Source organism: Rubinisphaera margarita, assembly GCF_022267515.1.
Taxonomy (GTDB): Bacteria; Planctomycetota; Planctomycetia; order Planctomycetales; family Planctomycetaceae; genus Rubinisphaera; species Rubinisphaera margarita.
The window spans coordinates 1-12412 of the sequence record NZ_JAKFGB010000004.1 but is presented as its reverse complement, the minus strand read 5'-3'; the positions used below and the strand labels follow the sequence as shown (position 1 = coordinate 12412).

Sequence of the window (12412 nt, the reverse complement as noted above, 5' to 3'; positions counted from 1 at the left end):
ACCGACTATGAGCATGACGACCGCGGCCGGATGACGCAATCACTGGGTCCCTCGCACGAGATCGACCTGAACGGCATAGCCACGACGATCCGCACCGCCGCGTGGTATGTCTACGAGAGCACCGCCGAGTCCAACATCCGCCGTACTGGTCAAGGCTACGCAACGGGCTCAGCACCCAGCTATACTTACACGCTCATCAACCCGGTTTCGATCTCAATCTGGGACAAGCAGGGGCACATCCAGCAGCAGATCCAGGCGACGCGCGGCAGCACGGCCGGCAAGTTGCAGCCCTCGGACACGTTTGCGCAGTCGAGCTACACACGGTGGATGACCTACCAGTACACGAACTGCTGCCAGGTGCAGTCGGAGCGGGCGTACTTCGACATCCCGTCAACGGGCGAAGGGCTGAAATCGGTAAACTACGCCGAGACCGGCTACCGCTATGACGAGATGAAACGTCGAATTGCGACGATCTCTCCGGGTGGGACGATCAACCGGTACGTGTTCGGTGTGCGGAGCAAAGTGCTGTCCAGCTGGGTGGGCACCAACGATACCGGAGCCACCAACTCCGATCCGTCAGGAGGTCAGGCGAATCCTTCCTGGCAGACCCTCACCTCTGAACAATGGGGCGAGCTGACCGCCGCTGGCTGGGATGAGCTGCTGGCAACGACTGCCAATAATATGGTGATCATCACGTCGAATGTCTACGACGACGGCCAGGATGGCGGCGATGGCAATCTAACCCAGGAGACGCAGTATGCGGATGCCATCAATCTACGCGTGACGAATTACACATATGACTTCCGGAACCGTCGGATAGAGATCGATGGCGAAATCGATTACTTCGAGCAGACGATTCACGATAATTTAAGCCGTCCTGTGATCTCCGAGCGTTACAACACCAACACCAGCGGAAATCTGGTGGAACGTTTTGAAACCAAATTCGATAATCGCGGGCGTGTTTATCGCAGGATCCAGTACGGCGTCGATGCGGCAACCGGACAGTTGAGCGGGGGAAGACTGGAGGACGATACCTTCTACGATGCCGCTGGCAACGTGATCAAGATGCAGCCGGTTGACGTTGAACAGTATCAGGAACGTACCTATGACTCGTTAAATCGGATGGTGACCACAACCAACTCGTTGAATGCGACGACTACCTTTAGTTATGAGGTGAATGGGGCACGACTCACGCTTACGGACGCCGAGGACAACACGACTACGTGGAGCTACGACGGAATCGGACGTGTCGTCAAAGAGACCAATGAGCTGGATTATGCTCGAACGTACGAGTACGGGTCCGCTGGGAATCTCATTCTCAAAATCGATCGGAATGGCCGACTGACCGAGTATGAGTACGATGATCTCGGCCGAAACACCGTCGAGCGCTGGAAAGACGGGACGACGACCGTCAATACGATTACCACGACCTACAGTGTCGAATCGAGCGTGCTGACAACAGGCGATCTTGCCACCGGTCTCGCCTATACGTACGATGGACGCAATCGGCTGGCGACCGTCAACAACGCAGGCACGACGGGGGTTCCGACTGTGCAATTGACGCTCGCACACAATCGGTTATCACAACGCACTTCCGTGTCCGCGACCGTTAACGGCACATACGATTTCCGAAACGGCTACCTGTACGATGCCTTGGGGCGGATGGAACGGATCACACAAGCCGGCCAAGCTGGCGGAAATGCCGTGTCTGACAAGCGGGTGGACTTCGAATATGGCAGCCCCGGCTACAACACCGGCATTATCCGTTACGAATCCTCGAACACGGCCAATCTCGTCATCTCGACGGAGTTGAGCTATGACGTCTTCATGCGCCTCATCGGTCAAACTCATGCGAAGGGAGGCACGACGCTGTCGAGCTATTCGGTGACGTATGACGCGAACCGCCGTATTGATTCCATGACCGTGCCTGACGGATTTGCTGAATACGCTTATGACGCCGCCGGGGAATTGCTCGATGCGGACTACGATTATCAAGCCGACGAGGACTTCAGTTACGATCTGACGGGAAACCGCACAATGACCGGATACTCAACCGGTTCGAATAATCAGTTGTTGTCCGACGGAACGCACGTTTACGAATACGACAACGAAGGCAACCGCGTGAAGCGGACCACTACGGCGAGCGGTGACTATGTGGACTATGCTTGGGATCACCGCAATCGTCTCACGACCGTAACATTCCGAAACAGCGGTGACGCGAAAACGAAAGAGATATTCTACGCCTACGACGTCAACAACCGCCGCATCCGGCGGCAGGTTGACGCAAACGGTGACGGAACGATCGACTCAGCTCAAGGAATCGCTTACGACGCTGGCTGGAAGCCCGGGCTGGAAGATATCGTACTGATCTTCGACGAGAGCGAATTAAATTTGCATCGGTTCCTGCACGGTCCGGCCGTTGATCAGCCGATCGCAGACGAACAACCGTCGGAGATCCTATGGTTGCTACCAGGGCAGTTGGGCACGATTACTGATGTCGTTCGATACACATCAGCCAATGATACGACAACGAATATCAATCTGGTCTACTCCAGCTATGGCGAGATCGTGAATGAGACCAATTCTAGCCATTCGCCGTACTACTCATACACGGCAAGAGAATGGGATAAGCAGGCGGAGCTCTATTATTATCGAGCACGATGGTATGACCCAGCAGTGGGACGATTTGCGAGTGAGGATCCGATTGGGTTTGATGGCGATACGGCAAATTTGTACCGCTACTGCGCAAACAGCCCACTGCTGTTTACGGATCCAAGCGGCCATAATCCCATGGCCCTTCCAATAGGAGGTGGAGTCGCGGTGTTGACTGCAGCAGACATTCTCGGGATATCTGCTTTGGCGTGCTTGATTACCCCCGCGTGTATCGACCTCGCAATCCAAATCGCCGAAGACATCGCGAAAGAGACCGCATATGCAGCATGCGCTGCCGCTTGTCATGCGGCCTACCTGCTCGATGCTGCATCTTGCAGCTCAATCCGGAGTAAGCAGAAACGGTCTCTGTGTCATCGAAACGCTTTCACTAGGTATGGGAAATGCATCGATGACTGCAAGGCCCTTTGTAGATAAAGGATACTCTTAGGTGGATTATATTGTTGAAGACTCCTACTACGTGACGGATTCCTCCGAAAACACTTATCAGCTGACCGTTTACATGGCAGCACCACAAGTGGATTTGTCGAGAGGGGGTGACTATTTTTGCCAGGCAAGCCTGCGGAATTGGCCTCAACTTGGAGACGAGTTTGATTTTCCACCATTTTATGGCGTCAATGCATTACAATGCTTGGACTTTGCTTTGAAGGCAATAAATCAAATACTGGAAAGCGCTCCCGAATGTGGAGTTACTCTTTCGCTTGATCCCCCAGAGTAAACCCATTCCTTGACGGCTTGCGACCGAGATCCAGGCCTCAGAACAGAATGGTGAATACCGACACCCCAATGTCCAGTACGGATACGCGGGCGGAGCCGACAACACGATCCGGCAGACGACGATGACTTACCCCAATGGGCGGGTGCTGACCTACGATTAAGGGGCAGCAGGAGGGATTGATGACGCGGCCATCCGGGTGAAAGCGATCGTCGATGACGATGTCTCCTCGACGCATCTTGACGATTACAGTTACCTGGGGGAGGGGGAAGCAGCCCGATCTGTGAATTCTCCGTTCGGAAGCGGGTTTGTGATCGCTGATTCTCCCGAGCCGGAGGTCAAGTGGACGTTGGTGGATCTTACGGGGACCAATGATCCCGATACGGGTGATATTTACTTGGGATGGGACCGCTTCGGGCGGATCAAAGACTGTCGCTGGTACAATTACAACACAGCAAGTGACGTCGATCGCATCAAGTACGGATATGACCGGGTAAGCAATCGGATATGGCGGCAGAACGTCGTTGCCGAAAGTCTGGATAAGCACTTCGACGAGCTTTACAGCTATGATGCCCTTCATCGCCTGAAGGACCTACAGCGAGGAACTCTGAACTCGCAGAAAGATGGGATTACCGACAAGACATTTGCGGAGTGCTGGTCCCTTGATCCCACAGGTAACTGGAAAAAGTATTTGCAGGACAGCAATGGTGATGGCAGCTGGGATTTGAATCAAAGTAGGACCAACAATGAGGTGAACGAAATCACTGGGATCGCGGCGAGCGTGGGAGTAGACTGGCCGAGTCCAGGTTATGACCACAATGGGAATATGATCAGAATTCCGAATGCCAAAGCGTCCGGTCTCGATTGGGCTCAATTTACTTCTGACGAGTGGAAGGCGTTTACGACGGAAGAGTGGGAAGGGTTTGAGGCGACGGGAACATACACGGCGACCTACGACGCTTGGGATCACTTGGTAAAAATTGACGACCAATCAGCGAGTGTAGTTATTCAGTATGAATTCGATGGCGCTCGGCGAAGGTGCGCTGAGCAGAAGCTGGAGCACGGAGTGTCTCAGTCGATCCGACACATCTATTATACCGATCCCAAGAAGTGGCAGGTTGCAGAGGAGAGGATAGGCAATTCCACGAACGCTGAGAGACAATTTGTCTGGGGCATGAGGTATATAGACGATGTTGTGGTGCGTGATCGAGATGTAGGGGGTGTTAATCAGCGGCTGTATGGTCTGCAAGACGCCAATTGGAACACTAACGCATTGTGTAGCCATGATGGGGTAATACAGCAGCGGGTCACTTACTCTGCATATGGCGTTCCAACCTTCCTGTCGCCGATGTTTGAAGAGTCAGATTCGCCTAGCTATGAGTGGCAATATCTTTACGCGGGGTATAGGTCCGAGGTGGATATGATGTTGTTGTACTACGTAAGAAATCGTTCGTATATTTGTTCTCTGGGGGTGTGGTCGAGTCGAGATGATGTTCGTTATCGAGATTCACTTAGTCTTTATCTGTATGTAGGTGATTCTCCGTTGGTTGGTGTCGACCCGAGCGGTAATGAGTTGAAGCATAAAGACAAATGTCTGGAGAAATATCCTTATCCAGACGCAGGGAAAGCAGGGGACGGTATTGCCGAGTGCATGGCTGAAAATTGCCCTCAAGCCAGAACGTCGAGAGAGATTCGCGAGTGTGTCAACGACTGTCTTGGTGGTGCATCGGCAGATGCGATAAAGGAGTGGTTTGCCGAGCTGTTGTGTTGTTCTGCGAACTCGACATCTCCGAGGCCCGATCCATGCGGTTGCGGTCTGGAGTTCAATGAGAAGACCAATAAATGTGATACTCCGGGGCCATGTAGGAATCCCCTGGACGATTCATCTGGATTTCATGGGAACATTGATGTCTGTCAGGGATGCTGTGAGTTTCTTGCATGTGTGGATGCTTTTCAGTCTCTTGGTGGCGGGTGGGCAGACATTATGCGGGATGTGATTGAGGGGACGTTTAACAAGACGCGTTGCGATACATCATGCATATGAGGTCCCGTTGGTATGCGAGCACAAATTGCGGTTCGGCTGCTGTATGTTGCGGTTTTCTGTTGCGTTGTATTTTCTGTATGGGGTGCATCTCGTTGCATACGTAGATGTTTAGCGATATATTCGTTGCGGGAGAGTGGTGCAGCCATTGTTAGCGGAGGAATTGTGGGTTGGAAGGATAGCGGTGACGTCTTTGTTTCTGCGGTGTTCGGTGTCGACATTATTAGCCTTAAAGGACTGAGGGTTGATCGTGAAGTCGTGTATGGATTGAGCGTAATCAGGGAGGTGGAAGGTATACTATTAGATGATGCAGATGTGGATGACGCATTGATGATAGAGATCGTACACGGTCACCGATTTCGAACAATCAGTGTGCGGAGAACAGATGTCGGAGATAAGTTCCTGTGCTCATTGGGTGATCAAGGGGTGGTGGAGGTTCTGAATCTTGAGGGCTCTGGAATTACCGATAGGGGAATGGTGTGCTTGAACAGGTGTCGTGGGCTAAGGAAGTTGGATGTCAGCGATACAGCAGTGTCCGACGCTGCGTTTCCTTTTCTTTCTGGCATTTGTATTGAAGTTCTGAGAGTGCAAAACACGTCTGTCACGGACGCAGGTCTGGCGGAGATTGATTTTGGATGCCTTAATACTCTGGATGTGTCGGATAATGTGTCGATCAAAGGGTCATCTGCGTGGATCTCGAAGATATCCAATCTGGAGTCGATCGACGTCAGTGGCTCTTCGGTCGATGCTGCGTCGATTGAAATGATTGTCGAGAAGGCTATTCTTAAAGCGATTTCTGTGGATGCAGTTCAGGTTGGAAGCTGGGTCGAATTGCTGGGGTCTGATAGAACACAGAAGTGTGTGCTCACTGTGAAGGGAGATGAAGAGGAGCTAGTTGGAGCTCATCAGCTCATTGAGATGTATGTGGTTGACCAATCGCGAGTTGAAATTAGATATTTGGTAGAGTGAGAGTGGCGAGTGCGTTTATGGTGAGACAGGCTGAATCACAGCGCTGGGTGCCACTCAAGGCCGTTAACCCTGCGGTTGGGGTTGTCGTAAATCTCGATGTGACACAGAGTTTGGTATTTGAGGCCCAACGTTTTGCCGAAAGAATTCGGCCGTGCCACATCGAGACGTTTCCAGCGACTTCTCTCTCAATTTCGCGCAGTTGCTGGCGGCGCCCAATAGCCTGCTGGCGAACTGTGATTTTCAGCCGTGAACCTGGAAGCCCCAGTGTACTTGGACGCCCTGGCTGCTGGCCAGTGTGGCCTTACTCTGGGCCTGGTCGGATGAGTCGATGCTGGCGGAGCGATTCGAGAATTCCCGCAAAATCGGGCTCCGGCTGTTCGCGGTCACCACCGGTGTGGCGGGAAGTTATCAGGCGGTCGTGAAGCTGATCAAACGCTGGACTGCCCCGTTGCTGGAGGCCATCACGCTCGCGTTCCGGCAGACCATCCAAACTCAAGTCGTTGATTAATGGCTAGTCCAAGGCTGGGCGATGTTCGGCGTGGATGGCAGCAAAAGCGTCTTGCCGCGGACGGCCGATCTGCAGGCTACCTATGCTGCCAGTCGGAACCCGGCAACACGGTCGCGGCGCAAGCCCCCGTCTCGTTCCGGACATCGCAAGGCGAGTAATCCACAACTCGTGTTGACGACGCTGTGGCATGCTGGCACAGGACTGGTCTGGGGCTGGCGAACGCCGCTTCCGCTTACTGCTCATCTGAGTCTCCTCGGCCACACGGCCAGTTAGACTCTCATAACACATGGATCAGTGTTTGGGGAGCATGCCACCGCGTCTGAGATAGCTCAATGTTCGGGTTGTACAGGCATTGCTCGTGAATTGTCAGTTCGATGCCTGCATAGTACACCAGCCATTGAGGGTAGTTGCTGCAACTTAAATAGTAAGACTGTCGCGAGTGTGGCTATCCTCGCCTCTAGAAGACTTGTGGAAATTTGCCTGTTCACTATCCTCAAGCGATTATGAGACTGGTTCGATCTGGTAGATGGCTGAATTGGCAACTTGGCGACAGAAGTACTCGGCTGAGTATTCTCCCTTATCGAGGTATTTCATATAGTTGTGAGCGCTAAGGACCAAATCGCAGCTTTCGAATTTCCGCCGGGCTTCAGATAACGATCGGAAATAAAGTGGGTAATCATCTCCCAGGTATTCTCTGACGGCGGGAAGGGGGTTGATGAGCAATGGTGTATTTCGGACGATGCATTCGATGACCGTGTTATTGGCGCTGCTGTCATACAAATCACAAAACACCGGGCATCCAGCGAGCACCTCATCGTACTCCTGTTCGGACAGAAACGGTGAGATCGTGACCGATCGTCGTTCGACATCGGAAACGTTGTGAACGGCTAAATCCCTGGAGAGCACCGTAGCGAAGTAAGGATGCGGGATCCTCAGCAAGATCTTCTGGTGGTTTTCGAGCGGCAACCGAAAGAACGAACTGATCTTTCTCAACCACCAGCCCACGTGGACGATCTTTCGAGGTTGTTGGGAGAGAAAGCGATGCACGTCGAACTGGAGGGGTGACAGTTCGGTCGGATGTCGGAGCGATTCAACCGGGACGGGTACCCGTGGTTGTAACCACTCTTTCAGGTAATTCGAGAGCACATAGAGTCCCTGGCAGTTCGAAAGAGAATCCTGGAAGGAACGCTTTTCTAAGATGGCCTGCGGCGAATTGTGAAAATCGTGCCACGAAGGAATGTTGGGCGGATTGTGCAACACGCCGATCCATGGCTGACGGTAGGGTATCATTCCACGTGAGAGCTCATCTTGTTCGTGCCAACCAAACGTACGTTCAAGAAAGCTGTCGAAGAGGACGCCATTTGGAGAATGCAAAGGGCGAAGTGCTTCGAGTGCAAATGCCCAACCGGAACGGTGCATAAACTGCGGTTGACGCTGTAATGTCAAGTTGATTTTCTGCGAAAGCTCGGGCATAACGAGAGTGGCCTTGAGTAGAGCGGGTACAGAAATGACGTGCGCTCACCAATCAGCACTAGATTCGTAACCGAGAACTTGGAGAAGGTCCCCGGTTTGGCGACGGAATTCGTCTTTCACCCTCGACGTGAAGTGGAGTGTCCATTGGCCTGGCTCGCCGGAGCGTGTTACAGATTGCTCCTGAACGACGCCGGGAGGTCTCTTGGCGACCGCCTGAAAACTGCACTCCTGTGATAGTTGCAGGCAGTTCTCGAGTTCATCGTCCCCGATGCCGTAATGTTGAAAGACTTGCGTGAACGTTGACTCGGGCTCATTAAAAGCTTCTTCGTATTTGAGTTCGCGCAAGTTCGTGTTGGAGTAATCCCACTCTCGCATCATTTTAAATACGAAGCGACACTTCTTGATCTCCTCGATCAACCCGTCCTCTTGATCAAGAGATTGCAGCATCTGCTGATAGCTCCTGCCTCCGTAGGCGACGTTAGGTTGTGTCGCCCACTCCTCGTTTGTCCAGAGGTGATAGAAGTAACCAGAAATGACTACGTCGCGCGGATCCCGGATCATGTGAGTTCCGCGGTATTCGAGATTAACAGGAGGGCCGATCCGGCTCTGCGGGTCAAAGAGAATCAGTGGCCTGTAGACCGGTATACTGTCGGCTGCTGCGCAGAACTTCATATCGTACCGAAGGGCGATCAATTGCAGCAGTCTTTTGAACCAATGCGTTCCGCACTTGTGATGGCAGGCATGGTAGAGAATGCGGGGGCTCCCGTCTTTCAGTGCGTTTTGCTGGGACATCAGATAGGGCTCAAAATCTTGCGGAGTAAGCAGACAGAATGGCCTAATGCGTCGCTGCTGGTTCGTTGTTCTGTATGAACTGGAAGAACTCATCTGGGTTCAAGATACGCAAGAGATGGTCTCGTTCACCGACGAAGACATCCCAAGTCAATTCCGGAATGGTTTCAAGTAGATTACTGTTGGAACGCGGAAGTATGGCGCCGATTCCGCAGCAGTCTTTGAGAACGGCAACATCCAGATCATGACGTTGGCGAAGTCGAACAATGGCCTTCCACACATCCCCCATCCATGAACCGGTAGTGCGAATTCTTTCTTGTTGTTCTCGGCTTTGCGGCAGGCAATCATGAACCAGGATCAAACCGTTCGATTTCAAAACAGATAGAGAGTTATGGATGTCCCGCGTTACTTGTTCGTCAAGATGCAGTCCGTCGATAAACACGAGATCAAAGATTTCTCGATTTGTGGCGAAGAAGTCATCAGAAGACATGCGGTGGGTACCCCCTTGCCGCGGATCCACGCCGATTTTTCGGACAGCATCAATATTCGAAAAATGTTGATTGTTGCCGCACCCAATCTCCAAATAGGATCGATAACTCTTTCGACGAATGATTTCGTTCATCAAGCGTGTGCGGGGTGCTATTCCCTGAGGCTGTTGTTTAGCCGGGCACCGCTGCAGTTGAACAGGAGTTTCAGGCAGGTTGACACGCAATCCGTTGATCAGCTCACGGTTCAGTTGTTGCGCCTGGCGAATATATGGCTTCGCCCAGGGCATGCAAATACTCTCGGGTTCGTCTTCTCTTGAAATCGTCCTCATTTGGTCGAGAAGCTCTGTTTGGCTTGAAATAGGTTGAAGCTTTGTGATGGAGGCTGGAGATTTGTGGGTAATGCTCTGGGGTTCTTCGAGGATGATATGTGAAAAGCAAGGTTGACAAGCTCGGAAGGTTTTGAGAACCGTGCCATGCCTGTCGAGCATCATGGCTTGATCTTCGGGAGAAAATCGATCTAAGCCTTTAGCAGTAATTGCATAAGCATTGGTTGCAAAACCATGTTCGCTGAGACCGCGTGGAAAAATGATCTCGCGTTCTCCGTTCTGATTTTTCCTGTACCGGGTCGGGCAGTAGATAGCATCACGCCAACTGATGAGATCTGTCTCGGAGTTGCTATTGTGAAGCAGTGTGGAGACGATATCCGGTCGAAACCAGTCATCGTCATCAACGGGAATAAAGATTGCCTCAGAGGTCTTCACGTGGGAAACACTATGGCGATTTCTGACGACGAGGTCGATATTACAGATGTGTGATCGATTCAGTTCAGCGATATCTTTGATGTTCTGACGGTATTCAAAGTACGTCATGGTGAATGTGCGGTTCCAAAGCTCTATACGCTGAAGAATCTCACGACGTCTCGGTGGCGTTAAGGGGATCGTCGACCGATGGTGCCTCTCTTGGTCCATGAACGTATCTTCTGACATTACTCTCCATGTCACATCGGTGCGCAAATAGAGAATAGCCACACGATCCATAAATCATCCTCCCTCTCTTGTTGTTTCAATTGTCGTCGTAGCGCTGGAAGAAGTATCGCTTGACGTCTTTCTTTAGAGTGTCATTGGCATGCGCCCATTCCAAGATGCCGTCAGCTGAAAGTTTGACATCGTTCAGTGGGTCAAAGTTGTGGCGTGCAAGGATCGACCATCGTTCGCGGTACTTTCGGCCGCAGATGGAACCATGAGGCAAATGAAATATTGTTCCGCTTACCGCGCCAACTGAGGGCCTAGATGTCCGTATCGGTTCGCTCCATTCCAAATACCATTCTTTCATTGCTGGACTGGCATCACGAGGACTGTGAAGTGCCGGCCTCTGATCCAAGGCGAGTGTTAGCAGGGAATCCCCACCACCAAGTATATGTCGGGTTGGTAAGCCATTCTGCTGAAAGAACTCGCGCCTGGCAGCCCACGCGTACCCAGGGGATCCTACGACCGATAGTTGCTGTTGACTGCAAAACGCAAATCCAGGAAGTGGATCGGCATCAATCTCATCAGAGTACTGGTGTACAGTTTCGAATAGCTGAACAATAGGATGAAGTTCTAAGAGGGCACTGGCTTCTTGCACCCAGTGGCGATTGGAAAAGATCACATCGCAGTCGATCCAAGCAATTGATGAGTACTTGGCGGGAAGCCGTCGAACAACTTCGTTGATCATGGCTTCTTTCTGCCACATGAAGTTTGATGAGCTGGCCTGCCATCTGAAGTCGGCACTCGTTTCGAAATGAGAATCAAACGCAAGTTCGGCCGCGTAAAGATCGCATCCTCGAAAGTTATCACGAAAAACTTTGTAATTCGTCAAGAGTTTTTGGTAGCCACAAGGATTGAAGTAGACGCAGGTTGCGGCAAGCATTTGTTCGTAGCGTGTTAAAAAGCTTGTAGACGGGAAAGCTGCTTGTTGACGACATGGAAAGCATATGTGAAACTCTGCACAGTTTCCATCGATTTCGTCCCAATTTCGTGATTCCTGTTAGGAACGGGTGTGTGAGCATCCAGCGCTGGTCTGTTGGTATGACGACCGCCCCGAGGCGTGTTCTAACGCTTGAGGCAAGTGTGCGCAGTGTGTTTCTTGCGGGTTGGCACGATGTGAGGTTGTTTGCTGAACCCGGGACTAAGTTGCCAGCAGACTTCGTGTCGTTGGGAAGATCCGACCGTGATGAGAAGTTAGGGGCGTTCTCAAACTGGTATCTGGCGCTAAGCGAACTTTATCTTCGAACGCCTCACGCGGATGCGTTTATGGTTTTACAGGATGATGTCGTGCTCGCTCGTGGGTTGCGAGAGTATCTCGACAATCAATTGTGGCCTGATCCGAAGGTTGGTGTCGTTTCTTTGTATTGTCCATCTCATGTGACTTTGGCAGTTGGGTGTGGATTCGGTATCACCAACGAAGGCTGGGGATGGTGGGGTGCATTGGCATTGGTGTTTAGCAATCCGGGGATCCGCGCGTTTCTCAGTGATATTGAAGTTTTGAATCATCGCCACCATGGTCCCGATGACGGCAGTCGAAATATTGATTCGGTCGTAGGGGCATGGAGCCGACGTAGCGGATTGCCATTTTATGTGCATTGCCCGAGTTTGGTGAGCCATATCGGTGGGGCGTCGACCATCTGGGGAGACGTGACGAATACTGGCCGTCGACGTGAATCAGCTTTCAACGTCGGCTTTTTGCAGCGTGGTGTTGAGGGGCAGTAAGAGGTGTTTAGT

The 12412-nt window shown here is 52.0% G+C and carries 10 protein-coding genes; 6 read left to right on the top strand and 4 right to left on the bottom strand.

Annotation, left to right across the window (positions count from 1 at the left end):
• The 5 genes from L1A08_RS01025 to L1A08_RS01005 all read left to right on the top strand — a co-directional run.
• A partial coding sequence (locus tag L1A08_RS01025) for an RHS repeat-associated core domain-containing protein (RefSeq protein ID WP_238753239.1) occupies positions 1 to 3087 on the top strand: 3087 nt, incomplete at its 5' end.
• 13 nt (positions 3088 to 3100) lie between these two features.
• Positions 3101 to 3388: a hypothetical protein gene (locus L1A08_RS01020; RefSeq protein WP_238753237.1), complete on the top strand. Its 288-nt coding sequence runs from the start codon at positions 3101 to 3103 to the stop codon at positions 3386 to 3388.
• Between the two features lie 280 nt (positions 3389 to 3668).
• Complete coding sequence (locus tag L1A08_RS22825; protein ID WP_238753235.1) at positions 3669 to 5429, top strand: RHS repeat domain-containing protein; 1761 nt, start codon at positions 3669 to 3671, stop codon at positions 5427 to 5429.
• A 162-nt stretch (positions 5430 to 5591) separates the two neighbouring features.
• Complete coding sequence (locus L1A08_RS01010) at positions 5592 to 6395, top strand: hypothetical protein (protein WP_238753233.1); 804 nt, start codon at positions 5592 to 5594, stop codon at positions 6393 to 6395.
• A gap of 295 nt (positions 6396 to 6690) precedes the next feature.
• On the top strand, positions 6691 to 6903 hold the full coding sequence (locus L1A08_RS01005) for a hypothetical protein (RefSeq protein ID WP_238753232.1): 213 nt from the start codon (positions 6691 to 6693) through the stop codon (positions 6901 to 6903).
• 501 nt (positions 6904 to 7404) lie between these two features.
• Here the strand turns inward: L1A08_RS01005 and L1A08_RS01000 are convergent.
• The 4 genes from L1A08_RS01000 to L1A08_RS00985 are packed head-to-tail and all read right to left on the bottom strand — an operon-like array spanning position 7405 to position 11561.
• Positions 7405 to 8376 (bottom strand): hypothetical protein, encoded by a 972-nt coding sequence (locus L1A08_RS01000; protein WP_238753230.1) that lies wholly within the window; start codon positions 8374 to 8376, stop codon positions 7405 to 7407.
• A 45-nt stretch (positions 8377 to 8421) separates the two neighbouring features.
• The gene (locus tag L1A08_RS00995) at positions 8422 to 9168 is read right to left on the bottom strand and encodes a sulfotransferase domain-containing protein (RefSeq protein WP_238753228.1); all 747 of its coding nucleotides are present in this window, start codon (positions 9166 to 9168) and stop codon (positions 8422 to 8424) included.
• A 43-nt stretch (positions 9169 to 9211) separates the two neighbouring features.
• Positions 9212 to 10690: a class I SAM-dependent methyltransferase gene (locus tag L1A08_RS00990; protein WP_238753225.1), complete on the bottom strand. Its 1479-nt coding sequence runs from the start codon at positions 10688 to 10690 to the stop codon at positions 9212 to 9214.
• Between the two features lie 25 nt (positions 10691 to 10715).
• Positions 10716 to 11561 carry a hypothetical protein gene (locus L1A08_RS00985; RefSeq protein ID WP_238753223.1) on the bottom strand — a complete coding sequence of 282 codons (846 nt, stop codon included), beginning with the start codon at positions 11559 to 11561 and terminating at the stop codon, positions 10716 to 10718.
• Positions 11562 to 11692: 131 nt separating this feature from the next.
• On the opposite strand from L1A08_RS00985, the gene L1A08_RS00980 reads away from it, so the two are divergent.
• Positions 11693 to 12400, top strand: coding sequence for a hypothetical protein (locus tag L1A08_RS00980; protein ID WP_238753220.1), 708 nt, complete (start codon positions 11693 to 11695; stop codon positions 12398 to 12400).
• The last annotated feature ends 12 nt before the right edge of the window (positions 12401 to 12412 follow it).

Coding starts and splice junctions, on each gene's coding strand:
- L1A08_RS00985 (WP_238753223.1), bottom strand. CDS start 11,561: ATGCTTGCCGCAACCTGCGTCTACTTCAATCCTTGTGGCTACCAAAAA.
- L1A08_RS00990 (WP_238753225.1), bottom strand. CDS start 10,690: ATGGATCGTGTGGCTATTCTCTATTTGCGCACCGATGTGACATGGAGA.
- L1A08_RS01000 (WP_238753230.1), bottom strand. CDS start 8,376: ATGCCCGAGCTTTCGCAGAAAATCAACTTGACATTACAGCGTCAACCG.
- L1A08_RS00995 (WP_238753228.1), bottom strand. CDS start 9,168: ATGTCCCAGCAAAACGCACTGAAAGACGGGAGCCCCCGCATTCTCTAC.